Here is a 26996-nt window from a genome sequence, read left to right on the forward strand (position 1 = left end):
AACTCGGCCACCACGAAGGTGCTCTCGGGCAGGGCCCCCACCTTGACGGTAAATTGTAATCCTGTGCTGTCTGCCATGAAGCGCTCCTTAACCTGCCTGTCCGCTGCCTGAGCCAATCACCACACCGCCGCAGCCGACTGCGGTACCGGTCACGGCGATGGGTTTGCCGTTGACCAGCACAGAGCCGACGCCGCCCGAGATGCTGCGCGGATGGGGTGGATTGTTGGGTTTGTCATGAGGGGCCAGCGGATCACCCTGGCGGGCCACCGGCTTGCCATCGAGGAACACATCGGGGCTGGCGGCAATCACGGGGGATGGGTGGAAACCATCGTGGTCGGTGCCGATGTCACCGAGCAATGCAATAGAAGGACACATCTGGATTCTCCGTGGGGCAACCATGGTGCAAGCGCAGCCTGGTGCAGAGACAGTTGAAACGGCGACCCAGCAGCCTCCATGCCATGGCATGGTCGCCCACAATCACATTAAAAATCAGTAAATTACGATTCAAGCTCGCGGTATCTGACCAATCTGCTGCAATCCATTGCGCAAGACAGGGCAAGTTTCCCGGCAAACCTTGCCTTGCCAGTCAAACCCACCACTCCTTGCGCAATTTTTTGCTCAAGGCAGCACTTTCAGCTACCAGAAACGCCCTGCTGCAGCTGATAGAGGCGGATGTTGAGCGCTTTCAGATCATTTTCCAGGCTCTTGAGCTCGGCAGCCGTGATGGGCTCCTGGGAGGCTTTTCTCGCCTCCAGTTCACCGAGGCGCAGACTGAACGGAATGTTCTGCATCAGGTTCTTCTGTACTTCGTAGAGCTGGGATTTGAGGTAGGAGATGGTCACCGTCTTGCGCTGGCGTTCCAGCTCCAGCAGCTGATCAAGCAGGGCATCCACCCCGGCGCGGGCATCCAGGTAGGTGGGTACGCTGATGACATCCCCCTGCTGGCCGCCAAGCTGTGCCTGCCACTGCTTGTCCAGCGCCTTGACCGCCAGCGAGTCGGGATAGAGCATCTGCAGCGAGTTGCGCAGCCCCTCGCCGTAGCGATACCAGTAGAGCGGCGACGTCTGCTCTAGCCGGGTCAACTGGTTCTGGTAGCGGGCCACCAGATCGCTCTCCATGTTCTGCAGGGTCTGCTCCCCCAGCACGATGCGCGCCTGGCGAATGTCGTCATAGCTGAGGGCTCGGGGCAGCTCGGCGGCCGGCTGCACCAGACGCTGGGCCGCCACGGTTTTCTCCTGCTGATGTTGCTGCCAGCCGAGCCAGCCCATCACCGGCAGGGCGCAGCTGAGCAGCCCGCAGCCAAACCAGAACCAGGCGGGACGCTGCCGGCGGTGCTGCTCAATCTTGAGCACGGTGGGCTTGACCTGCCCCTTCTCGCGCCCCACCAGAATGCTGCCCTGGGGCAGGTGCGGGGTCGATGCCGAAACCGTGCTGCCGTGCTCACTCTCCATATCGGACTTGAAGAAGACCATGGGCGGGATCTGCAGATCCTCCTTGAGGCCCGGCTCGTCGGAGACGATGACGATCTCGGTCTCATCGAACAGGTGGGTATACCCCTCGATGAAGTGCACCAGATTCTCGACCCGGGGAATGCGGCTCAGATCCGCGTTGTGCAGCTTCTCGCTGATGAGCTGCAGCGCCCGCTCGCAGCGATAGATCAGCCGCTTGTCCTCGTGGCTGATCTGGTACTGGCGAATGACGTCGCTGATGCGGGCGATGAACCAGTCGAGCATCTCGATGCGAGCCCGCTCCTGATGGACCGGCGGCCAGAAGCTCTCCCACTGGGTGACGATGAGGTTGGCGAGAAACTCGCACCCTTCGGTAAAACCGCTGAGCCCCTGCAGGCGCGAGCGCGCCAGGGTGAAATAGATGGCGGTCTGCAGATCCACCCCATGTTTCTCGAAGATAAGGCTGGCGAGCTGATGGATCCGCTGCCAGTCCACCTCGGGGCGCGAAGCGTGGCTGAGCTTGTTGATCTCGGCCCGCAGCGCCTCGTACTCCGGCAACATCCTGGGGTCGCGCCCCACTTTCAGGGCCTGCTGACCTTGTTGATTCTGTGACATATGAACTTCCAACGCAGGAAGGGGGCACTACGTGCCCCCGACGCGATCAATAGAGGGATTCAGGCAGTCTGAACTGGCTGAACAGGCCGCCGGTGAAGGGGTTTTGCGCGCTGTCGGTGTAGACGCGATAGGTCATGGCCCCCTGATCCACCGGGAAGCGCACATCGAAGGTGGCGTCATTGACCTGGGTCAGCTCCCCCTTATCCATCAGGCGGAACATGGCCCAGGGGCCGACGAAGCCTTCGCTGCGCGGTGAGCGCTCGCGGGCGGCCGGCACCAGGGTGATCTTGCTCTCGGCCCCGTCGCGCATGGTGTTGGGCCACACCAGCGGGATCTTGGTACGGCGGCCATGGGCGTATTCCAGCAGCTGGCCATCCAGGTTCAGCACGCTGCGCCGCTTGTTGGCGGTGAGCTCGATGGGCTCGAGGGCGAACTGCACCTCCAGGTTGCCCTGCTGACTGAAGAAGATCTGACGGATGCGGGCCGCACGGTCCAGCTGCTTGACCAGCTCGGCCTGGATGGGCGAGCTGAACTCCCCTTCCATCAGGCCGCTCTCCACCATGGGTTTGAGGTTGACCTGATAGAAGCTGTCCAGCGTCCCGTTGGGTGCGAAGAAGCGCTCCATCTCGGAGAGGGGCACGTCCTTGTTCGAGCTCGGATCAAACGGATAACGACCGGCCAGCTGGCTGTTGAAGGGGGCCAGCACCTTGTCCTGCCACTCCTGATTGAGGGAGGACATGGCCAGGTCAATCACCAGCCGCGAGCTCTGCTCGGAGAGCTGACCCACCCAGCGATCGAGCGGGGCCGGCAGACTGCGGGCATATTGCTGCAGGGCGAACACCGGATCAGCGTACTTGTTGGTCATGCGCAGCTGCACCGCTTTCAAGGCAGACTGACCAGGCTCGGTAGCGTTGACGATGAGCTCCAGGTAGTGCTGCAGCTCCACCAGCTTCTGGTTGACCTCCTGAATGAGCGGTCCCTGCTCACCACGTCCAGCCAATACTCCATTAGTGGCCATAAAGGGACGACCGATGCGGGCGCTGATGGCCTGGGCCGGATCCCCTTCCACATCAGAGATCTTGCGAATGCGGGTGTTGTCATCCAAAGAGGCCAGTACCCGTTGGAACGGCTGATCGTTGCCAGTAATGGCGGCCAGCACGTCGAGCGCCTGCTCCGGGCTCTCCAGGGTCTGCACGTCCAGATTGGTCAGCAGTTTTTGCCACTGGTTGACATAATCGGTGACGTAGCGGTCGTTGACCTGACGGGTGATCTCCTTGCGATCGGCCTCGCTCAGCTGGCTCAGCTTGCGCTGGCCCAGCACCCAGGCATCCATCGCGGTGAGATCGATGAGCGCCTTGTCTTGTTTCAGGAAGAAGTCGTTGAAACCGGGCCAGGTGAGCAGCCGCGGCACCTGACCAGCGTTGTCGCTGCGCAGGGCAAACACGGTGTCGAAGGTGGGGCCCACCTCATCACGCACGTTGAGATCCGGCGGCAATACATCGCCCGCCTTCACCACCAGATTCTGGTAGACCCGCTGATACATGGGCAGCTTGCCGAGCTCGCGCTGAGCACCGTAGACCGGCTCCTTGAACGGCACGAAGGCGGTGATGGCGGCCTGATCCCGCTCTGCCCTGGCGCCATACCAGTTGGTATGGTCGAGGGCATAGTCCAGGTGCCCCATCAGCTGTTCCTGTACCGCGCCCTGCCCCGGGAAGGCCTTCTGCCAGCGGCTCGCCATGTACTGCGCCACCAGCTCCTTGTTGCGACCGGACGCATCGTCCAGCATCCGCATCACCCGCAGGATGGCAAGCTTCTCCTCGCTCCCCGCTGGTGCATGGTTGAGATCGGCCAGCAATCCCTGCATTTGGGCCGGCAGGAAGCGCAGGCTCAGCAGTTGCAGGTAGGAGCCCTCCACATAAGGACCGATCTCGTCCCCCTGGTAGAGGCCGAGGTCGGCCACCAGCGGCATCCGCTCGCGGTAGTTGCCAAAGGAGAGGGTCGCCTCGCGAATGAGGTTGAGGCGCGGCAGCTGGCTCACCCCGAAGGCGTGGGCATCGGCCACCTCGTTGGTCTCCATGAAGGCCTGAGCCTTGGTCAATACGTTGCGGCCCGCCTCCTCGTTGACCCGGTAGAAGTAGTGCCAGCCACCGATGAGGGCAGCCGAGAAGAGTGACAGACAGCTGAGACCGATGGCCATGCGGCGCCGGCGATAGAGGGTGTGCAGCCGGTTTTCGCCGGCCAGATGGGCCTCCGGGAAGATGATGGAAGAGAACAGCTGGCGCACGAAATAGGTGTTGGACTCCCCGCGCAGGGCCGAGTGGATAGGCTCTGGCAGGTTGTAGCGACGGGAGGCCGCCTGGGCAAACGCATCGAACGGCACCCCTTGCTGATAGACGGAGCTGACATAGACCCCGCGCACCAACAGCGGCTTGCTCTCCTCGATGGCCAGGGTCTCGGCCAGCAGGCTGGTCACGTAATCCTTGAGGCCCGCCAGCTGGCGCACGAACGAGAACAGCGCGTTGCGCTGGGCGGCATCGAGCCGGCTCAGCATCAGCTCGGGCAGATTCTGGTTGAGGTTGTCCACCCACTGATCCCAGAACAGGGCCAGATCCTGCTGCCAGTCGGCGCCCGGCTTGAAGGTCACCCCCAGCACGGCCTCGCGGGCCTCCTTGTCGAGCTGCTGGTAGATCACCTCAAAGCCGCGCAGCAGATCGAGCTTGGTGAAGGTGACATAGAGCGGCAACCGGGTATTCATGGTGGCCGACACCTCCTGCAGGCGCGAGCGCATCAGCTGGGCATAGGCCTTGCGTTCGGCCACGCTGGCGTGGGAGAGCCAGGCCAGATCCACGGTCAGCACCAGGCCGTTGAGGGGCTGGCGACGGCGGTGTTCATTGAGCCAGCCAAGCAGGTGCAGCCAGAGCCGCTCATGCTTGCGGGCCTGCGGATCCAGTTCGGCTTCGCTCTGAGAGAGCAGCACCCCGGCGGGATCCAGCATCACCGCCTGTTCCCCCAGCCAGCAATCCACCAGCTGATCCTGCGCCACGTCGCGCAGCTCGGTGTCGAGTCTCGGGTTGAGCTTGTTGGCCGGGTTGGCGCGGTGAATGAGGCTGCTCTTGCCGCTGCCGGGCAGCCCCAGCACCAGATACCAGGGCATGGCGTAGAGCGCTCCCTTGCCCAGATGGGTATTCAACGCCTGCAGCCAGCGATCGAGGAACAGCGCCTGCCTGTCGATGAGCCCCTTGACCGGGTCCTGCTCCAGCACCACCTCGTGCTGACGCTCGGCCTTGAGCTGTTGCATCTTGCGCCACACTCGCCAGGAAACCACTCCCAGCAGCAACCAGAGCCAGAGCAGGGTGAACACCACCCGCCCCCACAGCGGCTCGAACGGCTTGGCGCCGCGCACCTCGAGACGAGGGCCCAGCCACCACACCAGGATGAGAGCCAGCACCCAGAGCACAGCACCGAGCAGGGGCCAGGAGGGTTTCAATTTCGGCAGCTGTTGCCGCAGAAAAGTAAAAATGGTTTTGAACATAAAATGTGATCCAACTCCGACTCAATGACTCATTTCGGCATTCATTTCGACAACGGCGCCGCCAGGCTCTCCAGGCGGTTGACCAGCCCGGGCTCCCAGTGCGACAACCCGAGGCGACTGGCCTCTTGCCACAAGTGTTGATAGTGCTGGCGCGCAAGCGCCTCCATGCCTTCCTGCGCCAACAGCTCCGCCTGCACCAGCAAGGCGTGGAAGCGATCTCTTGGCTCTTTCAACTGCGCAATCCGCTCATCGAGCAGGGCGAGCGCCGCCGCGACTCCCTGCTCGCCGTGGCGCTGGGCGACCTCCTCGGCCAGCCCCGCCTCGCCACTGCCCGCACTGCCGCCCTTGGCCGGTTGCAGCCAGCGGCTGCACTCGGGGGAGAGAAACGGCGAGCCGTCGCTGAAGGCGAGCTCCCGCAGGGCCGGCAGGCGCTGCAGAAAAGTCCCGAGCTCCTCGGCGATCGCCTGGGCCACCGCCCCAAAGCCGAGTTTCTGGGCCACCTCGGCCGAGAGCCTGTGCCCCTCGAACCAGTAAGGCGCCAGGGTCAGACTCTGCTCGATGCGCTGCCAGAGCCCCTGATCAGGGGCGTTCATGGCGGCGCGGTACTCATCCACCATGTCCGCCGACATGGGCGCCAGCGGGGTTTTATTGCCCGCCCCGCTCATGGGGACCGCCGTGATCCCGGCCCAGACGGCATGACGGCGCAGTCGATAGCCCACCGCCGCCTCGGGCTGACGCTCGATGAGGAGCTCCGCCACCTTGAGCTGGGTCTGGCGCCAGGCGCGATCGTTGGAACTGTCGACGTCGACGCCGGCACTGCCGCCACCGCCGCTGAGCACCATGGCGCCGGCACCGCTGGCGGTCGACGCCGCCGAGGCCGGGGAGCCCGCTGCCGCAGCGCCGCTGCTCTGGGGCTGCCCTGCGGCATTGGCCTCGGCCTGTGCCACCTGCTGGCGCTGGGCCCGCTTCAGCCCCATCACCAGTGGGTCGAGCAGTTCCCCCTTGTCGGGACACTGCGCCAGCCAGACCCGCTCCAGCTGCTCGGCCTGGGCCAGCAACTGGACCAGCTCGGCCGCCGAGGCGCTCTCGCAAATGCGCGGCAGGGCCCCTTCGAAGCGCTTGACGATCTGCACCATCAGTCGCTGTTTCTGGCTGGCATTGCCGGGCCAGGCCAGCAGCCAGTAAGCCTGGACCCAGGCCTCCAGCAGACTGATCGCCGCCCCCAGCGGAGTCGCCTTGGCAGGGTGCTGCAGGCAGCGCAGCAGCTGGGCCAGCACCCGCATATCCTTGGTGCGACTCTCCAGCAAGCCGAGGCAGGCCTCGGCCACCGCATTGAGATCGACCTGGCTGTGAGCGAGGGATCCCAGCTTGACCAGCTCGGTCTCCACGTAGTCCCAGCGCGGCTCATCGGCCAGCACCGCGCCTCTTATCTGTTCATCCGGCAGGCTGGTGAGCAGGCGTGCACACCAGGGGTGTTGATAGCTCATCGCCCCTCCTACCAGCGGCACTGCTGACGCAGCGGTGCCAGCGCCTCTTTCAGGCCGCTCAGGTCGACCCGCAAGAGGGTGCCGTTGTCGGCACGCACCTGCAGCTCGCGATGGCCCTGCCAGCGCTTGAGCTCCTCGATGGCGGGCAGGCCGCGGCCATATTCCAGCAACAGACCCTGATCCCGGATAAACCAGCTCTGGGAGCCGGCACTCGGCTGACCATCCAGCTCGACCTGCACTTTCTCGCCGCTCCAGGGGCTGTCCAGCCGCAGCCGGATATGAGTGATGCTGTCAACGCAGCCGATGGCCAGGGTCGCCCCGCGCAGTGCCGGGCGAGTGAGGGTTTCACTGCCACTGCCGGCGTCGCTCTGCAACAGGAAGGGCGCGCTCGCTGGCGTGCGGGCCTGCTCCTGGGCCCAGATGGCCTGCCAGGCCGCCGACTTGGGGGCGGCCCCTTCGGCGGCACTGGCCGCGCCATTGCCGATGGCGTCGTAGCAGGCGAGCCGCACCAGCGGCGAGGGCTCCTGCCGGCAGGCCTGCCAGCGCGCCATGTCCAGCGGGACCTCGGCCGCACTGGTGGCCAGCAGCAGCGGTAACAAGCCGAGGATGCTCATCAGTTCACCTCCAGTTTCTGGCACTTGTGATCCAGGGTGCGCTTGGGAATGTTGAGGCTCTCGGCCACCAGCATCCGATTGCCCTGGAAGTGGCGCAGCCGCGCCTCGATGACGGAAGCCTCGTACTGCTGCATGGCCCGGCGCAGATCGCGGATGTGGTTGTAGTCGTCCATGATGCCGGGCAACTCGACGCAGACCCGCTCGCGCAGCTCCGGCGGCAGCGCCTCCAGCCCCACCTCCTCCCCGTGACGGGTATGGGCACAGGCCACCTCCAGCAGGTTGCGCAGCTCGCGCACATTGCCGGGGAAGTCATAGGTCTGCAGCTGTTTCAAGAACTTGCGCTGCAGCCCCACCAGAGTCTTGCCATCCTGGGCGGCAAACTGGGCCATGAAGTGCTGGCACAGCAGCGGCACATCATCCATGTGCTCGCGCAAGGGGGCGATCAGCAGCAGGCACTGACAGAGACGGTGGTAGAGGTCGGCCCGAAACTGCCCCTCCTCCACATGGCGGGTGAGCGGCTGATGGGTAGCGGCGATGAGGCGAAAATCGGAGTGATACTCCTGCTCGGCCCCGAGTGGCCGGTAACTGCGGGTTTCCAGCACCCGCAGCAGCTTGGCCTGCATGGCGGCGGGCATGTCCCCCACCTCGTCCAGAAACAGGGTGCCGCCGTTGGCCTGGGCCACCAGCCCGGTCTTATTGGCAAGGGCGCCGGAGAAGGCACCCTTCTGGTAACCGAACAGCTCGCTCTCGATGAGGTTCTCCGGGATGGCGGCACAGTTGATGGCGACAAAAGGCTTGTTGGCGCGATCGGAGCACTGGTGCACCAACCTTGCCACCACTTCCTTGCCACTGCCGGTCTCCCCCTGGATCAGTACGGTCAGCTTGTGCTGGCCGGCCTGGTTGATCTGCTCGCGCAGCCCGCGGATCACCGCCGACTGACCGACCAGCTGATCGCCGAGCAGCTTCTCGTGCTGACGCAGCCGCTCCCCCTCTCCCTTCATCTGGCGCAGGGAGTCGCGCAGTACCCCCTGATCCCGCCGACTGCGACCGAGATCGCGAATAAGGGTGAGCTGGTTGCAAAAGACCTGGGAGAGCTGGGCCAGCTCGGGGCCATCGGCCCAGGCCCGCAGCACCTCCCCTTCATCCATCAGGGCCAGCACGGCAAACGGCTTGCCGTTGCCATCCAGCAGCGGATACGCATGCAGCCCGCACTGCTGGCCAAGGTTGGCCAGCAGTGCGCGAAAACCGGCGTGCTCGATGCGGGCACCGCCGTAGAGGGAGTCCCAGGTGCGGGACTGGGCCTTGTGCAGCACATAGGCAAGCGGATGGGAAAAATCGTCCACCGCCAGCCCCAGCGCCACTTCCTTCCCCCTGACCCAGCCTTGGCACTCCAGCTGGCGGCCGCTCACATCCAGCATGCCGAGCAGCAGCCCCCTGGGCTGGAAGCTGGCATGGACGGTCGAGCTCCACCAGTGGCACAGGTGCGGCTCATCGCGTTGGGCGGTGAGGGCCAGGGCAAATGCGAGGGCTTGCTCCATACTCAAGCCCCCACCTCGGCCACAAACTGGTGATCGGCCACGGAAAAGTGGACGCGCTTGATGGGTTCACCGGCCGAGAGGCGCTGCAGCAGTTGCAGGGAGACCGGCGGCAGCAGGGCACCGTCGATGACGGATTCGAGCATGCGGGCACCGTTTTCGCTGCGATTGGCCCGCAGCAGGATCTCCTCGGCCACCTCGTCGTCCAGCACCACCTCGGCGCCAAAGCGCTCCTTGAGCAGCTTGACCAGCCGGTTGAGCTTGCCGCCCACAATCTGTACTAGCGTGTCGTGACCCAGCGGCAGATAGGGGATCACCTCCATGCGCGCCAGCAGCGCCAGCTTGAAGAAAGCGGCGAGCTCCGGATAGAGGGCATCCAGCAGCACGTCAGGCTGCTCGGCGTGATCGACGATGGTCTGGAAACCGAGGTTGGAGGTGAGGAAGAAGACCACGTTCTTGCAGTCGATGATGCGCCCTTCCCCGTCCGCCAGCTCGCCCTTGTCGAACGCCTGATAGAAGAGATTGAGCACGTCCGGGTGGGCCTTCTCCACCTCGTCCAGCAGCACTACGGAGTAAGGCTTCTGCCGGATCGCCTCGGTCAGCACGCCCCCTTCACCGAAACCGACATAGCCGGGCGGCGAGCCGATCAGGCGCGAGACGGTGTGCTTCTCCTGATACTCGGACATGTTGATGGTGGTCAGATACTGGCGGCCACCGAACATCAGCTCGGCAATCTGCAGCACGGTTTCGGTCTTGCCGACCCCGCTCGGCCCCACCAGCAGGAAGGCACCGAGCGGGCGGCCGGGACGACGCAGGTCGGCGCGGGCGGTGAGCAGGTGCTTGTGCAGGTGGGCCACCGCCACATCCTGCCCCTTGATAAGCTCGCCGAGGTATTCCGGCAGACGGGTCACCACATCCAGCTCCCCTTGCGAGATGCGATTGAGGGGCACCCCGGTCCACTCGGCGATGACGGCGGCAATCTGGGTCTTGTCGACGTGGGCGGAGACCAGCACTTCTCCTTGCTGCAGCTCGGCCAGCTCGCGCTCGAGGGTGGCCAGCTGCTCGGCAGCGGCTTGCGGATCGAGCGGCGCATCGGCCAGATCCAGCGCCTCTCTGGCCAGCATCTCATCCTGCTGATCGGCCAGCAGGGCGGCGCGCAGCTCGACAATCTGGTGCACCAGCCCCTGCTGTTGCTGCCACTGGGCCTCCTGCTCGGCCAGTTCTTCACGGCAAGCCTGCTGGGCCGCCTGCAACTCGGCCAGGCGCTCTGCGTTGTCACCGAGACCTATCAGGCTCTGACGCTCCAGCTGGCGGATCTCCAGCTCGCGCTGGCGCAGCGCGTTTTGCAGGTGGCTGACCGCGCGCGGCGGGGTGGTGAGGTTGATGGCCACCCGGGCACAGGCGGTATCGAGCACGTCAATCGCCTTGTCCGGCAGCTGGCGGCCGGAAATGTAACGGGCGGATAGCTGGGCGGCGGCCTGTAGCGCCTCCTCGTCGATCAGCACCCCGTGGGCCTTCTCGTAGATACTGCGCAGGCCGCGCAGGATCACGGTGGCCTCGTCGGCATCGGGCTCACCGACCTTCACCAGTTGGAAGCGGCGCGACAGGGCCGCATCTTTCTCCACGTATTTCTTGTACTCGCCCCAGGTGGTGGCGGCGATGGTGCGCAGCTCGCCCCGGGCCAGCGCCGGCTTGATGAGGTTGGAGACATCCAGCCCGCCGGCCTGGTTGCCGGCCCCTATCAGGGTGTGCGCCTCATCGATGAACAGGATGACAGGTTGCACGGCATCCTTGACCTCCTGCATCACCCCCTTGAAGCGCTTCTCGAACTCCCCCTTGACCGAGGCGCCGGCCTGCATGGCACCCAGATCCAGGGTCATCAGCTCGACCCCGCGCAGCTTCTCGGGGACCTGACCCGCCACCATGCGCAGAGCCAGCCCCTCGATGAGGGCGCTCTTGCCGACACCGGCTTCACCCACCACGATGGGGTTGTTCTTGCGACGACGGGAGAGGATGTCGATCATCAGGTCGATTTCGTGATCCCGGCAGAGCACGGGATCCAGGCTGCCCTGACGGGCCTGTTCGGTCACGTTGACGGTAAAGCGGGCCAGCAGGCTGGCATCGGCCGGCAGGGCAGCCTGGGCCGTCTTGCCGCCGGGGGCGGTGGTCACTTGCGTCTCGGCAGACTCCTTGACCCACTCGTCAAACTGCTGGCGCAGCAGCTCGCGATTGACCTTGGCGAGCAGGCGGGTCACCGAGCCCGGCAGATAGCGCTGGGGGGTCATCAGCAGCACCAGCAGCATGACACCGCTGCGCAGCTGGGCATGTTGCAGCTCGGCGGAGGCGAGCAGCCAGCTGTCTTGCAGCCACTCCACCAGCATGGGCGAGAAGGAGGGGTAACCCTGGCCATAGCTGCCATCGACAGCGGACGGCTGCAGCAGGGTCTTGAGCTCTTCCACCTCCACCTCGGCCACCTTCAGGATCTGGCGCACGTCGCTCAGCGGGGTTTCCAGCATCTTGAGCAGCAGGTGCTCGATACGGATCTCGGCTCCCTGGTGATTGACGCAGAGGGCCGCAGCCTCTTCCAGCATGTGACGGCAGATGGGGTTGAGTCTTTCCACCAGTACCGGTAGCTCTATACGAATCAAGGCGTGCTCTCCTTAAGTATTTATTTTAATAATTCGCCCAGTTGACGCAGCACGTCCTGGGTCTGGTTATTGAGTTGGTGGTGATAGAGGCCAAAGATCAGCGCCAGGATCAGCGCGCCACCCATGAACAGGCTGCGCAGGGATACCTGCTTGCGCAGCTGATAGCGGGAGGCCTGCTGCCCCAGATCGAGGTGAAACACGCTGGGCGCCTCGCCGCCGGCCTCAGGGGCCAACTGCTTGTGCAGCTGGCGCACGATGCGCTCGAACTCCCCTTGTCCCTTGCTCATCACTTTGTAACGCCCCTCGAAACCGAGGCACAGACAGAGGTAGATGAACTCCAGAATGTCGCGATAACGCACCGGGTCTTCCTGCAGGCGGGCCAGCAGCACGAACACCTTCTCGCCGCCCCAGGTCTCGTTGTGGAAGCGGGTCAACAGCGAATGTTCCGACCACTCGCTCTGACTGCCCCAGTCGCGGCCCATCACGGCCTCGTCGATGAAGGTGCAGAGGATGTAGCGAAACGACAGCACCACCCCGTTCTCGTAGCCCTGGGCCATCAGCTCCTGTTCGATGGCCTGGATCTCGGTCACCACCCGCTGGTAGAGCTCGGGCACCCGGTCGTAACGGGACAGCAGGCGCACCCGCTGCACCAGCCCCAGCAAGGGGGTCACCGCATCGATCATCGGGTTGATGCTCTGGCCGCGCAGGCGGAACCAGTAGTCCGAATCCATGTCCAGCTGCTCGGCATGATCGAACAGCAGGTCGCTGAGTTGCTCGTTCTTGATAATGTCCGTGGTCATCTCTGCTTATTCCTTGGTGCGATCACTGGCTACGAATGGCCCAGAGCTGCATGTCGAGCTCGGGGAAGTCGCCGGCGATGTGGAAGGCAAGGGTGTTGCCCACCGCCAGCATCTGCCAGGCCGGGCTCTGCCGGTCGAGCTGGAAGTAGCTGTAACCGGCGTGGTAGGGCAGCTGGCGCGGCGCCACCGGCAGCGGCAGCAGCGGAATGCCGGGCAGCTGCAGGCTGATGAGCTCGCGGATCTTGTCGCTGGAGGCCACCTTGGTCTGCTGCAGCAACTGCTTGCGCAGCTGCTCCTGCGGCATGCGGGCACGCACCGCCAGCACGAAGTCGGCGCTCTGCATCAGCTCGCTCTCGTTCACCATGGCCACCATGATGCCGTACTGGTGCTTGCGCAGCTGGATGGAGACGGCGCGCGGCGACAGCACGGTACTGAGCGCCTGGCGCAGGGCCAGCATCACCGGCTCGAAGCTCACCTGCTGATCGTCGTGGCGATAGGCGGGGAACTCGGGCGGCAGGCGGGACTCGTCGGTAAAGGTCATCAGCTCGCCGCAGAGCTGCACCAGCGCCTCGTGCAACCGCTCGGGGTGCAGGGTGCCAAGGCGCGCCAGATGGGAGAGCTGGGGCTGGGCCCGGTTGAGCAGTTGCAGCATCATGAACTCGGCCACGTCGGCCACCCCCTGCTGACCCGGCGCGGCGATGCGCTGGGAGAGGCTGCGGGCCCGCTCGGCCACGAGGCCGGCCGACTCGCCGAGGAAGCGCTTGAGGGTCGGGATGGCGGAGACGCTGATGCTGCAGGGCATGAAGTTGGGATCCAGCACCAGGCCGCCGTCCGGACGCTTGTCCAGAATGCGGGCGATGGCGAGCGACGCGTAGGCGCTGCGATCCTCGCGCTCCAGCATCAGCCGCAGGCTGACCCGCCCCACTTCGAGGGAGACCACGTCCCCCCCTTCGCTGTGCAGATCGCGCACGTCGTGGCGATGGGCCTGCAACCGGGTGGCCACCTGGCCGCCCTGATTGACCTCGTTGACGCCGCTCACCGAGAGCGGCAGCGCCAGATAGACCTTCTGGTTGGCCACCGAGGCGTCGGTGACTTCCAGCGGGGTCGGCAGCACGTCGTCATTGGGGATGTTGAACACGGTCCCGTCCGGCAGGATGCCGGTGGCCCCCACCAGGGCGATGCGGCCAAAGCCCAGGTAATCCTCATTGATGGCAAGCGACTGCAAGCCGTAGAAATAGTCTGACAGCGCGCTCAGGCGAGCGTGCAGCGCGTAATCCGAATGTCTTTGTTGTTGCTGGAAGTGCTGGGGCTTGATGAACAACCCCTCACGCCAGATAACCCGATTTCGACTCGACATGGTTATTCTTCTTCTTTTTGCAGTTCCACTTCATCCAGGCGCAGGTGCACCAGGATTTGATAAGCCGTTCCCTTGCTCTTGATCTTGATGACCTTGCGCCACTCGGCGCTGTCGGGGTCGGCGTAGCGTGCGATCACCCCGATGTAGCGGGTCTTCTCGTCGAGCTTGATGGGGGGCAGGTATTTGAACTGGCCCGGCAGCAGGGTGTAGTCCTGATGGTCCAGGTAGTTCTTGCCAAGGGCCTTCTCCACATCCGCGGTCACCTGGTCGTAGTCGGTGGCGAGCAGCTTGGAATCCTCCGCCAGCAGCACCACCTGAAACTCGATGGGCGCCGCCTCCCCGCTCTCGTTGGGGTTGACGTCAGGCTCCGCCAGCAGGCTCAGCCCCAGGGTCGTCGGTTGACTGTCATTGCTGCCCACCTGGATATCCGGGTTCATGGCCACGTCGGCCATCTTGCCCATGGTGGTACAACCTGCCAGGGCCAGCAGCGCGGCGCCCAGCATCAGCGCACGTATCATCAAATCAGTCCCTGTTGCTGACGCACGGCCTGGTCATAGGCCTGGGCATACACCTGGTGGAACAGCTTGTCGAACCCCTGCTGACGGGCGGAGGTGAGCTCGCGGTAGTAGTGCTGATACATGTCCCAGGCCCAGCCTTCGTCGGCCGTGCCCGGCGCGCCGCTGCGGCGGTATTGCTCGAACCGCCCCAGCAGCGCCTGCGGCGAAAATGCCTGCAGGATGCTATCGAGGGCTGCACCGATGGCCTGCTGGTTCGCCACGTGGTGGATACGCACGTTGTGCAGGCTCTCGGCCACCGCCGCCGGTGCACTCAGGTGGACCGGGCTCTTCTGCTCGGCAAACAGCACCGCCAGGGTCTCGTCATAATCGAGGCCCAGACGCAGCGGGTTGTCCTCGATGGGGCGCAGGTGCTTGTCCGCCAGCGCCGCCTGCTCGTTTTGCAGTTGCAGCAACCCCTCCACCATGGCCCGCACCGTCTTGCCCATCTCTTCGAGCATGTCGTGGGCCTGCTGGGTGTCCTGCAGTTGCAAGGGTTGACCCAGGCCCCGCATCAGCGGGGTCAGGGCCACGTGATCGACGCCGTCCAGCGACAGCTGATAATCGGGGTGGTTCTCGATGGCGGGCATATCCAGAAATTCTTGGTTCATGGTGTTCTCGACAGCAGAAAAAGGGGCAAGAGGGGGGACGTCCACATCCGGTTGTGAACGCAGTGAAGCCTGCAGGCGACCGTCCGCCAGCGGGCCATCCATCAACGGATTGGGCGCCCTGCGCTCCTGCTGCAATGCCAGCAAGGGATCGGCCGCCAGGGTGCGCGGATCGTCTGTGGGCACAGCGGGTTCATCGCTGGTCAGCCACTCGTCGAGCTGCTCGGTGGGGCGGTTACCCAGCACCTGTTGCAGGCTCTGCTCGGGGGTGATGGCCCCCAGATAGGCGCGCAGCCGGAACGGGCCGACCACGAGCTCGTCCCCCTGTTCCAGATGCACCTTGCGGGCCCGCCCGATGGGCGAAGTGGCACCGTTGATATAGGTCTGGCCGCTCAGATCGCACAGGCAGAAGCGACCGTCGTTGAGCTCGATGCGGGCGTGGGCGGGCATGACGGCCCCCAGCCTGTCGCGCAGTTGCCAGTCATCCTGTTCGGAGGCCCCCAGGGTCCCCCCCATCTCGTCGAAGCGGTACTGCACCTGCTGGCTGCCGTCGAGCTGTTCGCTGTTGAGCACCACCAGGGAAAGTTGCTGGTTAAAATCGTCCACAGTTACTCCTGCACTGATTCCTGTAGTTAAATTTTCTGCGCTGCTGATTTCTGCACTTATTCCTGCACGCAGATGGTCACGAACGGATCACTCGGCGGCTGGCCGAGAAAGGTACTCCACCCCAGGCGGGCACTCTGCTCTTCCCCCAACCTCAGCCCCCTCGCCTGCTCCTGGCCGAACCCCAGGCGCAGATCCCAGGCCAGCTGATCGCGCAGGATGAAGGATACGAAGGTCACCAGGGCATGGAAGTGCTCCCCGTTCGGCAGAAAGCCGAGAAACTGGCCAAAGCTCAGGTTGTTGATCTTCAACAAGAACTTGCCGGCACAGTCATTCACCTTGTCACCGATGACAAAATCGTTCCCCAAGGTGGCGCAGGCGCCGCCGAGGCGATTTTGCTGATCCTGATGAATAGGCACCTTGCGCCACTGCCAGGCGCTCACCTGCACATCGGCCAGATCGAAGCAGTGGGCCACCAGCCCCGCCACCACCTCGGGGGAGCGGCTGGGGCTGGCCAGCATGCCCGCATAGGAGAGCATCTTGGCCCGGTTGACCGGCAGGCTCTGGCAGACCGCCTCGTTGCCAAGCCCTACCAGGGCAAACATCAGACGGGAGAAGCCATCCTCGCCGTTGTCCTGAAACCGCACGTGGTAGCGATACTTGCGCCAGATCCGGTGCAGCAGGGTCAGCAGACGGTGATGGAAGAAGTCCAGAAACAGGCCGAGCTTCTGCTCCCCCTGGGCGTACTCCCACGCCAGCGAATCGAGGTAATAACCGGGCATCGGCGACTGGCTGCCGTGCAGGCCAAGGAAGGCCACCTCCAGTTCGTGGCGCCCCTGCCCGTCCCGGCCAATCTGCAGCACGTCGCTGGTGGGAAACCCCAGAGAGGCGGTCGCCTTGAAGCGGATGTTCTCGTCACCCGGCAGGTAGTCGAGCCCCCGCTCCTGATCGGCGCCATCCAGCCGGTTGAGCAGCTCAACCAGCTGGAAGAAATTGAAGCGGGGCGCCTCCCGGGCGGCGTTCACATCAGGGAGTGCTGACCGATCTGGACTGGCCATTGGTAGCGCTCCTTGTTGTCGAGATTGACCACCTCAAGCAGGTGGAAGGCGTTGACGCTGGCATAGAGCGAGAAGAAGTGGGCCAGCACGGTACTGAACAGATAGAGCTCCCCTTCGCTGCCAAAGGCGGACTGGCGGATGGAGAGCACCGACTTGAGCCCCCGCACCGGCATGCCGCGCACCAGCCGATCCACCGGCTTGGTCTCTATCTCCTCGATCCCCGCCAGCCGCTTGCGCGAAGCCTGCTCGGCCTGTTTGTCGTGCAGCGCCGGAAAATCGTAGGTGCGCAGCACCTGCACCAGGGCATCGCGGCGCAGCAGGGAGACATAGTTGAGCGACAGGTTGGATATCAGCGTCCAGTGCAGACTGCCGTCCAGGGCCGGGCGCAGCGGCCGGGTCGGCCGGATCAGGTTGCGGAAGGTGGCAAACGAGGGCGAGCTGCCGGTCGGCACACAGATGCTGCCCACCTTGAGGCGGGCGGCACGAGAGCGGTTGGTGCAGGTGAGTGTCACCGAGATGGATTCATCCAGTTCGACCGTGGTGGTTTCATCCCCGCGCACGAACGAGAGGCTGTGTTCGAAACCATCCCCGCTCACCGCCTCCTTGACCCGCACCCGGTAGTAGAGCGCCAACCGCTGCTTGGCCCGCTCAATCTGGTGCTGGAAGCTCTCGAATGGCTGATAGATGCGCGGCGTGCCGCGGGAGCGGCCGAGGTTCCCCTCGACCCAGCCCTCCACCTGATCCACCGAGAAGATCTCGAAGCTGTCGGCATGGCGATAGCTCGCCTTGAGGGGATACTCCGCCTGACGACCGTTGAGGTTGACCGGTTCGCTGTCGTGCTGGAACAGGTTGATGGCCGGCACGCAGTTGAGCATGAAGGAGTCGGGACGGATCTTGAGCTCCGCCGGCAGTGGTCGATCGAAGCAGAAGTGCACCTTGAATTCGCTCACCGGCAACGGCTGTTTGGGCCACTCACCACCGGAGAGTTCGAAGAAGAGGAAGCTTTCCGGGAAGCAGAAGTACTCCTGCAGGATCCGGTAGCCGGAATAGACGTTGTTCGGATAGGGCAAGAGCGCGTCATCGCGCTCGAAGCCGACCGACTTGAGGGCCTTGGCCTCCTGGCGAAAGCGCTTGCCATCGATCTCCAGCTCGATATGGGAAAGCTGGTTGGAGAGCCAGAAGTAGAGCTCATAGGCGGTGTAGCTGTCGCCACCGAGGAAGAAGCGCAGCTTGTCCAGCTGCAGCTCGCTGAGCGGCAAGGGAGCATGCAGGGCGATGTCCAGCGAGATGGTGGAGAGATCGTTGCCGCTCTGGGCAGCAATATGACGGATATCGGCCGGATAGACCCAGGTATCGTGACAGGTCTGGAAATGACAGGTCACCTCGTCCAGCGGCAGACTGTCGAGCTGACAACCTTGCCTGACCAGCGCCGGCTGGGCAATGGCCCCCGGAATGACCGAAAACTGCATGATGGTCATGCTGGGCACGGGACGCAGGTAGTTGGGCCAGAGCATGTTGAGCAGACCGTGGGTCAGCTCGGGAAACTCATCCTCAATCTTGGCGCGCAGGTTGCCTGTAAGGAAGGCGAATCCCTCCAGCAGGCGCTCCACGTCCGGATCGGTGTTCTGCTCCGACAGAAAGCGGGTGAGCTCGGGATAGGCGTCGGCAAATTCGCGCCCTTGCAGGCGCAAAAATGCCAGTTCATCCCTGAAGTAATGTTCCAGCGACATTGATCAGACCATGCGGTAGTGACGGTGACTGTCCATATGGACGTTGAACGAGGTAACTTGCTCGATATGCTCCAGCCGCACGTGGGCCGTCACCTGAAACGACATCTCAAGCGGGCTCGCCTGATAGTCGGGTGAACGAACATCCACATGCACGATCCGCGGTTCATAACGACGGATGCATTGCCGGATCGCCTCCCGGATCCGCCCCTTGATATCCGCACTGCCCTGAGTGGCGTCATTGAGATCGATGACCCCCAGATCGGGTGCACTACGGCAATTGCCGGGGCGGGTGTTGAGAACCTGCTCGAGCTGCCGTTTGACAGATGCGATCAGTTCCTCAGACTCCGAGCGGGGAGAGGAGCCAAGCCCCTCCCCCCGGATGCGATCAAACAGGCTGGCCGCATTTCCTCTATCCCAAGAAGAGAGATGCGGCATCGGGCCTTATTCCTTGTCCAGACGACCTACCAGAGAGAGCTCGAAGCTCGCCCCCATGTACTTGAAGTGCGGACGCACGGCCATGGCGACCTGATACCAGCCCGGCTCCCCTTCCACATCCAGCACCTTGATCTGCGCAGCGCGCAGCGGACGGCGGCTGCGGACCTCTGCCGGCGGGTTTTCCTGGTCTGCGACAAACTGTCGGATCCAGCTGTTCAGCTCACGCTCCAGATCCTGACGCTCCTTCCAGGAACCGATCTGCTCGCGCTGCAGCACTTTGATGTAGTGCGCCAGGCGGTTGATGATGAACATGTAGGGCAGCTGGGTACCCAGCTTGTAGTTGGTCTCAGCCTCCCGGCCTTCCTTGGTGTTCGGGAACACCTTGGGTTTTTGTACCGAGTTGGCGGAGAAGAAGGCGGCGTTGTCGCTGTCCTTGCGCATGGTCAGGGTGATGAAACCCTCTTCCGACAGCTCGTACTCGCGACGGTCGGTGATCAGCACCTCGGTCGGGATCTTCGCCTGCAGCTGACCCATGGCCTCATAGACGTGCACCGGCAGGTCGTGGATGGCGCCACCGCTCTGCGGGCCTATGATGTTCGGGCACCAGCGATACTTGGCGAAGCTGTCGGTCAGGGAAGTGCCCATCAGGTAGGCGGTGTTGCCCCACAGGTAGTGATCGTGGTCCGAGCTGATGTCTTCCTGATAGTTGAAGCCCTTGATGGGGTTTTCGGTCGGGTCGTAGGGCAGACGCGCCAGGAAGCGCGGTGCGGTCAGTCCCAGATAACGGGCATCTTCCGACTCACGCAAGGCGCGCCACTTGGTGTAGGCCGGCCCTTCGAATACCGATTTCAGATCCTTGATGGAGGACAGGTCGGTAAAGCTGTCGACGCCGAAGAAGGATGGCGCCACAGAGGAGATGAACGGCGCATGGGCCATGGCCCCCACCGCACTGACGTATTGCATCAACTTGATGTCGGGTGCGCTGTGGGTGAAGGCGTAATCACCGATCACGGCCCCCACCGGCTGGCCACCAAACTGACCATAACCGCTGGAATAGACATGCTTGTAGAGGCCGGACTGGGTGATTTCGGGTGAGAACTCGAAATCTTCCAGCAGCTCTTCCTTGGTGGCATGCAGCACCTGGATCTTGATGTTCTCGCGAAAATCGGTGCGATCCACCAAGAGCTTCAGGGAGCGCCAGGAGGACTCCATCTCCTGCAGCTCCTTGGCGTGCAGGATGACGTCCATCTGCTTGCTGAGCTTCTTGTCGAGCTCGACAATCATGCTGTCCACCAGCGCCTTGTTGACCGGATCGCTGGTGGTGCCGCTGTCCAGAATGTTGGCGATCAGGGCTGCAACGCCCTGCTTGGCGACGCTGTAGCCCTCATCCACCGGGGTAATGCGGGCCTGCGCCATGATTTCGTCCAGCAAGGACGAGGAGGCAGCACTCGCCCCCGCTTGAACCTGTTCTTCGACCAAAGACATGTTTGTTCCCTTCTCGTTCAGTCAATCCAACCCGGCGATCACTCGGCAGGCTTAATCAAATCCAGCTCTTTGAGCAGCTGCTCACGAGCTTCATCACTGGACAGCAGATCCTGCAAACGATTGCGGAAAGCAGGAATATTCCCCAGCGGCCCCTTCAGGGCAACCAGCGCTTCGCGCAGCTCCAGCAGCTTGCGCAGCTCAGGTATTTGCTGGGCCACGCGGTCAGGGGTGAAGTCTTCCAGAGACTGGATATTGATCGAAACCGGCAATGCATCCTGGCTGTTCTCTTCCAGACGATTGGGAACGGAAAATTTCAGTTCCAGTGCGGATTCTTTCATGACGGACGAAAAATTATTCTTGTCGATGGAGACGGTCTGACGCTCCTCGATCGGGGTGTCTTCGGTACGGCCCTTCATGTTGCCGACTACCATCATGGTCAACGGAAGTTCAACTTCTCCCTGCTGCCCACCGGTCGCCGGTACATATTTGATATTGATACGTTCTTTGGGCGCAACGGTGGCGCCATCGATATTTTTTCCCATGCTCTAAATACCAAGTTATGGATCTACAGAGACCCAAAAGCTTATAGCCGATGGATTAACCAACAACTGTCAAAAATGACAGTTGACGATATGGGTGGATATCGCAAGGAAAGTCCACAGGCCAACAGATATGCTTTTGATATGAATAGAGCAAAGCTCTAATAATCAAAAACATAATATTCACGTTTGTATTTATACAACCCGATGTGCCTCTACTCTTTGTTAGAGGTCATATTGGCTTAAGGCGCCATTTGCGGAAGATGGTATATTCACAGGCAATAATCCGTCAATAAGACATTAATAAAACAAGCAAAACAAAAATAAAAAAACACAATAAAAACAGCATGTTACCGAATTAAACAAATCTAAACAAACATTTGTGGCATATTACCCACATCAAATATCAGAAAATAATTTCACTTTTCAACAATTAAAAACGTTATTTTTCATCATTAACGACTCAATACGTCACTTACTGTCAAAAATATAATGCCATCCATGCGTCAAACTGTGCCGCGACAGCACGCAATAGGATTCCATTACATGAAGTGACATGATAAGCAGCTTTCATCAGCCAGCCAGAACTCCTTGAAAAGCCAAGAAAGCAATGCATTGCCATCGTAATGAGATCATTGAAAATGATGAGTTCCTAGATTGAAAGGCAATTCCTCTACTTAACCAGGCAACAATTCCAGCTGATTTTTCTGTTGTAAAAACCAATGCTGCGCCAATTTTTGTCCAACACTTTTTTCTTTTTCCGTCATGCCTTTTTCCAGTTCATCACGGGCGTTGACAGACTCTTGATTACCATCTGTTGCCGCCAACAAATACCATGCATAAGCATGCACTCTATTGCGTGGTGCTCCCAGCCCCTGTTCACGCATGATCCCCATGCGATATTGGGCGATTCTGTGCTGGGCATTGGCAGCCAATCGATACTGTTTGAGCGCCTGCACATAATCTTCCTTGCCGCCCAATCCCAACCGAAGCATCTCGCCATAGGCATAATGGGCATCGACGTCACCCTGTGCTGCAGCCAGTGCAAAATTCTGACGAGCGGTCACAAGGTCTCCCCGTTCTTGCTGCCATTGCGCCAATGCAAGCTGAGCCTGGCTCAATCCCCCTTCTGCGGCACGCGTCAACCAATACTCTCGCCCTGCGGCATCACTCTGCTGCAAGCTCAATTGATATTCGGCTTCGTGGGAACCACTTCCTGCTGCCAGCTCCAGCCAATAACGGCCAAGCGCAAGATCCTGGTTAACCTGCTGGCCGGCCAGATAGGCTTGCCCCAACCACAGTTGGGCCGGCGCAGCACCGGCATTGGCTGCTCGCTGATAGAGGCTGAGAGCCTCTTCAGGTGGTGCCTTGCGTGCCAACACCAACAAGGCTTCCGGCTGCTGCTGAGCGGCGGCTTTCTCATACCAGCGCAGGGCAAGATCGGGGCGCTTGCTCACCCCTTTTCCCTGCTCATAGCGAGCTCCAAGCTGGAATTGGGCATCCCGATTGCCTTGTTCGGCGGCTTTCTCCAGCCATTTGACGGCTTCCTCATCGGATCCCGCCTGACCTGCATACCATTGTCCAAGTATCAACTGGGCACTCGCATGATCGCGCTTGGCCGCCTGCTCGAACCAGTCGAGACACTCATTGGCCAGCTTGCCCTTGTGCTGTTGCCGACACTCCATCCCCAGCCGATAACTGGCATCCGGATTCCCCAACTTGGCCGAGCGCTGCCACCAGCCACTGGCCTGCTTGGGGCTCTTGGGCTCCCCCAGACCAGCCTGATACCAGTTCCCCACCTGCAGTGCAGCTTTGCCCCGCATGTCAGCATCTGCCGCCAGGGGGCCCGCCTGCTCGGCCGCCTGTTTCATCCAGCGCATCGCCTCGGGATAATCCGGCTTGGCCGCCAAACGATTGGCCAGCTCATATTGCGCCTTGCCTTGGCCCTGCTGAGCGGCCTGAATGAGATCGGATTCAGTCTGTGGCGTCGTAGTGGAACAGGCGGCGAGCCAATGGCTCACCAGTACCAAACATAATGTGCGGTATGTCATCGTTTGTATCTGCAAATAATGAAGATGGAAGGGTGGCTGTGTACATAATGCTTGCTTACAACCAGATAGACTCTCTATTGCTTATCAACTTTTAAATAGACTCTCTATTGCTTATCAACTTTTAAATAGAACTTATTCTGGACATTCCCATGGCGCCCAATAATCTTATTGCTCGTTCACATGATCCAGCTTGACCATAGCCAAACCCAGCTTGCGCCCCTCGTTTAACAGTTTATCGAGAACATCCGTTCGACAAATAAACCCTGTATATTGATCTGCATCTATATCCCAAAGCACGACTTCATATCCTCGCGCTTGCAGCCATAAGTCATAAAGCACCAACATGTGCCAAACCGATGTATCCTCACCCGGTTCGGATAAAATAAAATGTTCCTTGATACCATGAATATCCGCCAATGCGTTGCCCTGCAACTCAACTTCCTCGACGTCTCGCCAGTCAATATTGAGACACACCCAATGCTCATCAGAGTTGAATTCAACAAGTGCTGACACAATGCCACCCTGTAGCTCATCGGTATGGGTATTCATCAGCGCGTTCAATCTGCCGACTCTGATCTCTTCAGGCAGAGGAAATAGTAAAATTGATAGAAGCCATTTCTTTCTTCGTCTTTCGACATAGACCATGGGAATCAACAGGGGTGACAAGATAATGACGGATAGGAGCAGAAATAGTTTTTTTATCGCCTTCACCTTTCTTTCTCGATTTTTTCATACAGAGCCAAAGAGGCCAAGCAATACCACGGCAGCACCAAAACGATGTTCGGTTCGCGATGTATCGATCACGCAGGCAATGCATGATCGATACACTGCGGACTACTCCTGTACCCAGAACAACATGTCATCCTTGTTGACATGGGTTTGGGAAGGTAAGCGCTGCCCTTTGCGAAGCTGCCACTGCTCATCGGTCAGGTTGCAGCGCCAGTTGCCATCCTGCTCCACCACGGAACCCGGCATGGCAATAGGATGTTGGGCTACTCGCAATGCCTGCCATTTCTCTGCAATACCATTGGCTCTGGCATAATCGACCAGATCCTTGGGGTAATAGCGCATGTCTCGATAGCTGCTGTCATCCAGCTCATAAAGCAGGGTGACCAGCGCCGCTTCAAAAGCCCAATAGCCAAAGTAGATGGCATGCTTTGCCTTGTGCCTGTCGTGCCAATAGCACTCTTTACACCCCTTGTACCATCCTTTGAGATATTGCTTGATGCTCGCCTGACGCTCAACCTTGGTGGGATTCACACCATCTCCCTTGATGGCATCAAATAGCGGGCGATACACCTCTGGAATATAGGATTCTGGACCTCGAGGGAAGCCAGGATAACCCAGGCGGGCCAACAGTACGCTCCACAGCGGGTCGTCGTCCCCTTCCGGATTCTTACTGATATAACGCACCAACTCGGGCAACATCTCATCCTGGCCATAGAGGATACTTAATGAGAACATCCAGAGCAGATATTGATAGGCATCTTGCTCCCAATAATAAAACTGTTCATCTGGAAACTCTTTTTTATGGCGTAAAAACTCTTTAGTGACGACGCCTAGCTGAGCAATAACCTCTTCATGAGAGACTCCGCCAGAATAAAGCAAGATCAGATGTTCAAGATTATCCATAAACATGCCCGCACTGGCACCAGAGCGAGTAGGCAATCCTGCTGGGTCACTCCAGCGTTCATGGTGAGGATCATTTATCCAACTCCACCACTCCTGGTCAAAATAGAGCGATTCTTTGTAGTCTTCTAGCTGAACCAAGAAGAAATCCTCAGATAATAGTGGATCTCGACGCTGCTCAATAAACGAACTCATTCTCTACTCCTACTTGACCGGGATAGTACCGATAGCATCGGCATTCTTATTCAGCTTGGTGATCTGAATCACCTCACCAGACTCATCGACGATCATCAACCAAGATTCATATTTTTGTTTTCTGATATCCGCCAATAGCTTTTTATCTGCTACTTCATCCGGTAATCGCCTTTCTATCCACAAATTGCTCATCTGCTTGCCCGACCCCTTGGTCATCGACAATAACTGGGTGCTCTTGGTGCCATCCCCGTCGATATACTCCCCCCCTGCCGTCCGAAACTTGGTCTCGGTCACCACGTAGGGAGGCGGAGGATTGGTATTCTTGTAGACACCATCGATGCCCCGCCCTCTGGGCTTGTCATTCAGGCTACGTACCCGGCGATGTTCTGGCAACAGGTTCTCGAACTTGTGGTTTGCCATCCAGTTGTCGCTGATGATCTCACCATAAATCCCTTTCTTCGAGCGGCTCAGGATCTTGAGGTTCACTTTGACCACATCGTCCGGCAGCGGGTGGATAACGGTACCACCTGGCACGGCCTTGTAACCAGGGGCATGCTTGACCGCCTCTTTCTCCAATCCCGCGGCTATCTCATCGAGGGATTTGAGCACGGGCCCCATGGCGACAGGCAGCATCTGACCCGCCTGTGACTGCATCTGCAACACCAGACGCTGGGATTGCTCAAGCCAGATCCTGACTGAAGCAGGAGCCAATCCCTTGATCTTGCCGATCAAACTGGTCAGTGACTTGACTGCATCATTCAGATAACCCAGCAGCATGCTGACGGCAATCTGTCCTCTCAGCCCACGGATCTGGCCGGCAAATCCTTTCAGCACCTTGTCGAGGCGCGAGATACCCAGCACTTTCTTGACCTTGGGATCACTGAGAAACGTCAGCACGGGCGCCATTGCGGGTCTGATCGCCTTGGTGGCATCCCCACCCGCCTTGCGGACAAACAGGAAGATGATCTTCAACACCCCCTTGAGGGCTGAGCCCAGCGACGGGATCAGGCCAATCAGGGTAAAGCTCAGAAAAACCCACTTCTCCGGCTGCTTGGGATCACGGGAAATATCCCGGGCATTGGCAATCAGATCGCGGCAATCCAGCACCTGATCGACCACGGGAATGAGGCCCAGCACCGCATTGGCGGCAATCTGCCCCGCGCTCTGGTTGGGATTGAAGTCACCCTGCAGGGCCTCCCAAATCCACTGCAGGCTGGAAGCAACCCCCTTTTTTACCGCCTCTGCACTTTGTTTGACATAGGCCGCGCCACCAGACACCGCCTGATCCAGGTGGTCATAGAGCTGCTCAAACAGATCGTTACCGAACATATCAGCCCTCGTCGCTCAGACTGTCGAGATGGCCGGTGAGGGCCGAGATGGATTCACGGGGCAGATCGACAAAATTGTCCTGCAGGTCATAGGTCACTGAAGCGGTGCCAGCAGGCACATCCTCGAGCAGCGCCATGCCCTCACCATCCAGCGTGCCTTCCCGCACCGAACCATCGTTCAGCACAGCCTTGTATGGGGTGCCCGCCAGCGGCATCAGCTCGGAGTCGAGGTGATAAAATTTCATCCAGCGTGTGTGAGGGCTGTCCAACATACCCTCGATGCTCTTGGGTACCTTGCCAGCCCAACCAGATCCAGAGCCTGCATTGCCACCCGAATTCATCTTGATGGTGGGGCCGACCAAAGTGACACCGCCGCCATCAACCTTGATAAAGCAGCCGCCGACCTTGACGGTAATCTCAGAAACCGCTTCCAGCACCACCTTGGCACCGGCTTTTACGTGCACTTCCTGTCCCGCCTGGGTGAGCCAGCTCTGACCGAGTTTTTGATGCATGGAAGTATCCACGGTCAGCGAGTAGTCAGCCTTGATATGGTCCCGCTTCTCTCCTTCAACGGTCAGATGATCGTTGCCAAGACTGGGCGGGGTTCCCTCCTCACCCGGCACCTTCCTGACACGGGTCACCCGCTCGTTGTCGATATCCCAATGCTCGTCGTGCTTGATGTGCCAAGCAGCATCGTTCTCGATAAGCACGTTCAGGTCTTTCTGACCGTGGATATAAATCTCTT

20 protein-coding genes and 1 pseudogene are annotated in these 26996 nt (G+C 60.8%); all 21 read right to left on the minus strand.

Features of this window, described 5'->3' with window-relative positions; genetic code table 11:
- Positions 1-87 precede the first annotated feature (87 nt).
- On the minus strand, positions 88-375 hold the full coding sequence (locus PG900_RS22450) for a type VI secretion system PAAR protein (RefSeq protein ID WP_017411057.1): 288 nt from the start codon (positions 373-375) through the stop codon (positions 88-90).
- Between the two features lie 257 nt (positions 376-632).
- Positions 633-2063, minus strand: coding sequence for a VasL domain-containing protein (locus PG900_RS22455; RefSeq protein ID WP_270832333.1), 1431 nt, complete (start codon positions 2061-2063; stop codon positions 633-635).
- Positions 2064-2109: 46 nt separating this feature from the next.
- Positions 2110-5595, minus strand: coding sequence for a type VI secretion system membrane subunit TssM (tssM, locus tag PG900_RS22460; protein WP_270832334.1), 3486 nt, complete (start codon positions 5593-5595; stop codon positions 2110-2112).
- Between the two features lie 41 nt (positions 5596-5636).
- Positions 5637-7082 carry a type VI secretion system protein TssA gene (tssA, locus tag PG900_RS22465; RefSeq protein ID WP_270832338.1) on the minus strand — a complete coding sequence of 482 codons (1446 nt, stop codon included), beginning with the start codon at positions 7080-7082 and terminating at the stop codon, positions 5637-5639.
- A gap of 8 nt (positions 7083-7090) precedes the next feature.
- Positions 7091-7696: a type VI secretion system-associated protein VasI gene (gene vasI / locus PG900_RS22470; RefSeq protein WP_270823957.1), complete on the minus strand. Its 606-nt coding sequence runs from the start codon at positions 7694-7696 to the stop codon at positions 7091-7093.
- Positions 7696-9234 (minus strand): sigma-54-dependent transcriptional regulator VasH, encoded by a 1539-nt coding sequence (gene vasH / locus PG900_RS22475; RefSeq protein WP_270832339.1) that lies wholly within the window; start codon positions 9232-9234, stop codon positions 7696-7698. The genes vasI and vasH overlap by 1 nt, the downstream gene beginning before the upstream one ends.
- 2 nt (positions 9235-9236) lie before the next feature.
- Positions 9237-11879: a type VI secretion system ATPase TssH gene (gene tssH, locus PG900_RS22480; protein WP_270832342.1), complete on the minus strand. Its 2643-nt coding sequence runs from the start codon at positions 11877-11879 to the stop codon at positions 9237-9239.
- A 20-nt stretch (positions 11880-11899) separates the two neighbouring features.
- Complete coding sequence (gene icmH, locus PG900_RS22485; protein WP_010634228.1) at positions 11900-12679, minus strand: type IVB secretion system protein IcmH/DotU; 780 nt, start codon at positions 12677-12679, stop codon at positions 11900-11902.
- A 22-nt stretch (positions 12680-12701) separates the two neighbouring features.
- Positions 12702-14036: a type VI secretion system baseplate subunit TssK gene (gene tssK / locus PG900_RS22490; RefSeq protein WP_029303266.1), complete on the minus strand. Its 1335-nt coding sequence runs from the start codon at positions 14034-14036 to the stop codon at positions 12702-12704.
- Positions 14037-14038: 2 nt separating this feature from the next.
- Positions 14039-14554 (minus strand): type VI secretion system lipoprotein TssJ, encoded by a 516-nt coding sequence (tssJ, locus tag PG900_RS22495; protein WP_011705718.1) that lies wholly within the window; start codon positions 14552-14554, stop codon positions 14039-14041.
- Positions 14554-15804, minus strand: coding sequence for a type VI secretion system-associated FHA domain protein TagH (tagH, locus tag PG900_RS22500; RefSeq protein ID WP_103827151.1), 1251 nt, complete (start codon positions 15802-15804; stop codon positions 14554-14556). The genes tssJ and tagH overlap by 1 nt, the downstream gene beginning before the upstream one ends.
- A gap of 56 nt (positions 15805-15860) precedes the next feature.
- Complete coding sequence (tssG, locus tag PG900_RS22505) at positions 15861-16859, minus strand: type VI secretion system baseplate subunit TssG (RefSeq protein WP_270832343.1); 999 nt, start codon at positions 16857-16859, stop codon at positions 15861-15863.
- A complete protein-coding gene (tssF, locus tag PG900_RS22510; RefSeq protein WP_270814346.1) occupies positions 16823-18589 on the minus strand; it encodes a type VI secretion system baseplate subunit TssF in 1767 nt (588 codons plus the stop codon). The genes tssG and tssF overlap by 37 nt, the downstream gene beginning before the upstream one ends.
- Positions 18590-18592: 3 nt before the next feature.
- Positions 18593-19024, minus strand: coding sequence for a type VI secretion system baseplate subunit TssE (gene tssE / locus PG900_RS22515; protein ID WP_011705714.1), 432 nt, complete (start codon positions 19022-19024; stop codon positions 18593-18595).
- A 6-nt stretch (positions 19025-19030) separates the two neighbouring features.
- Entirely contained in the window at positions 19031-20509 is a 1479-nt protein-coding gene (gene tssC, locus PG900_RS22520; RefSeq protein WP_043163044.1) for a type VI secretion system contractile sheath large subunit, read from the minus strand.
- A gap of 38 nt (positions 20510-20547) precedes the next feature.
- Positions 20548-21051, minus strand: a complete 504-nt coding sequence (tssB, locus tag PG900_RS22525) for a type VI secretion system contractile sheath small subunit (protein ID WP_011705712.1) — start codon at positions 21049-21051, stop codon at positions 20548-20550.
- 674 nt (positions 21052-21725) lie between these two features.
- A complete protein-coding gene (locus PG900_RS22530; RefSeq protein ID WP_270832344.1) occupies positions 21726-23099 on the minus strand; it encodes a tetratricopeptide repeat protein in 1374 nt (457 codons plus the stop codon).
- 165 nt (positions 23100-23264) lie between these two features.
- Positions 23265-23648, minus strand: coding sequence for a DUF6630 family protein (locus PG900_RS22535; RefSeq protein WP_252410916.1), 384 nt, complete (start codon positions 23646-23648; stop codon positions 23265-23267).
- A 285-nt stretch (positions 23649-23933) separates the two neighbouring features.
- Positions 23934-24923, minus strand: a complete 990-nt coding sequence (locus tag PG900_RS22540; protein ID WP_085735176.1) for a PoNi-like cognate immunity protein — start codon at positions 24921-24923, stop codon at positions 23934-23936.
- A 9-nt stretch (positions 24924-24932) separates the two neighbouring features.
- Entirely contained in the window at positions 24933-26252 is a 1320-nt protein-coding gene (locus PG900_RS22545) for a type VI secretion system polymorphic nuclease effector (RefSeq protein ID WP_270832345.1), read from the minus strand.
- 1 nt (position 26253) lies between these two features.
- Positions 26254-26996: pseudogene (gene vgrG / locus PG900_RS22550) on the minus strand (type VI secretion system effector VgrG); the annotation flags it as partial.

It is taken from the genome of Aeromonas sp. QDB03, from assembly GCF_027707985.1.
Classification (GTDB): domain Bacteria; phylum Pseudomonadota; class Gammaproteobacteria; order Enterobacterales; family Aeromonadaceae; genus Aeromonas; species Aeromonas hydrophila.

What these genes read in the sequence shown, in the direction of transcription:
- vasH (WP_270832339.1), bottom strand. Translation starts at nt 9,234, where the DNA reads ATGGAGCAAGCCCTCGCATTTGCCCTGGCCCTCACCGCCCAACGCGAT.
- tssJ (WP_011705718.1), bottom strand. Translation starts at nt 14,554, where the DNA reads ATGATACGTGCGCTGATGCTGGGCGCCGCGCTGCTGGCCCTGGCAGGT.
- PG900_RS22455 (WP_270832333.1), bottom strand. Translation starts at nt 2,063, where the DNA reads ATGTCACAGAATCAACAAGGTCAGCAGGCCCTGAAAGTGGGGCGCGAC.
- PG900_RS22450 (WP_017411057.1), bottom strand. Translation starts at nt 375, where the DNA reads ATGTGTCCTTCTATTGCATTGCTCGGTGACATCGGCACCGACCACGAT.
- tssC (WP_043163044.1), bottom strand. Translation starts at nt 20,509, where the DNA reads ATGTCTTTGGTCGAAGAACAGGTTCAAGCGGGGGCGAGTGCTGCCTCC.
- PG900_RS22530 (WP_270832344.1), bottom strand. Translation starts at nt 23,099, where the DNA reads ATGACATACCGCACATTATGTTTGGTACTGGTGAGCCATTGGCTCGCC.
- tssE (WP_011705714.1), bottom strand. Translation starts at nt 19,024, where the DNA reads ATGCCGCATCTCTCTTCTTGGGATAGAGGAAATGCGGCCAGCCTGTTT.
- tssB (WP_011705712.1), bottom strand. Translation starts at nt 21,051, where the DNA reads ATGGGAAAAAATATCGATGGCGCCACCGTTGCGCCCAAAGAACGTATC.
- PG900_RS22545 (WP_270832345.1), bottom strand. Translation starts at nt 26,252, where the DNA reads ATGTTCGGTAACGATCTGTTTGAGCAGCTCTATGACCACCTGGATCAG.
- PG900_RS22540 (WP_085735176.1), bottom strand. Translation starts at nt 24,923, where the DNA reads ATGAGTTCGTTTATTGAGCAGCGTCGAGATCCACTATTATCTGAGGAT.
- tssF (WP_270814346.1), bottom strand. Translation starts at nt 18,589, where the DNA reads ATGTCGCTGGAACATTACTTCAGGGATGAACTGGCATTTTTGCGCCTG.
- tssG (WP_270832343.1), bottom strand. Translation starts at nt 16,859, where the DNA reads ATGGCCAGTCCAGATCGGTCAGCACTCCCTGATGTGAACGCCGCCCGG.
- vasI (WP_270823957.1), bottom strand. Translation starts at nt 7,696, where the DNA reads ATGAGCATCCTCGGCTTGTTACCGCTGCTGCTGGCCACCAGTGCGGCC.
- tssA (WP_270832338.1), bottom strand. Translation starts at nt 7,082, where the DNA reads ATGAGCTATCAACACCCCTGGTGTGCACGCCTGCTCACCAGCCTGCCG.
- tssM (WP_270832334.1), bottom strand. Translation starts at nt 5,595, where the DNA reads ATGTTCAAAACCATTTTTACTTTTCTGCGGCAACAGCTGCCGAAATTG.
- PG900_RS22535 (WP_252410916.1), bottom strand. Translation starts at nt 23,648, where the DNA reads ATGAATACCCATACCGATGAGCTACAGGGTGGCATTGTGTCAGCACTT.
- icmH (WP_010634228.1), bottom strand. Translation starts at nt 12,679, where the DNA reads ATGACCACGGACATTATCAAGAACGAGCAACTCAGCGACCTGCTGTTC.
- tssK (WP_029303266.1), bottom strand. Translation starts at nt 14,036, where the DNA reads ATGTCGAGTCGAAATCGGGTTATCTGGCGTGAGGGGTTGTTCATCAAG.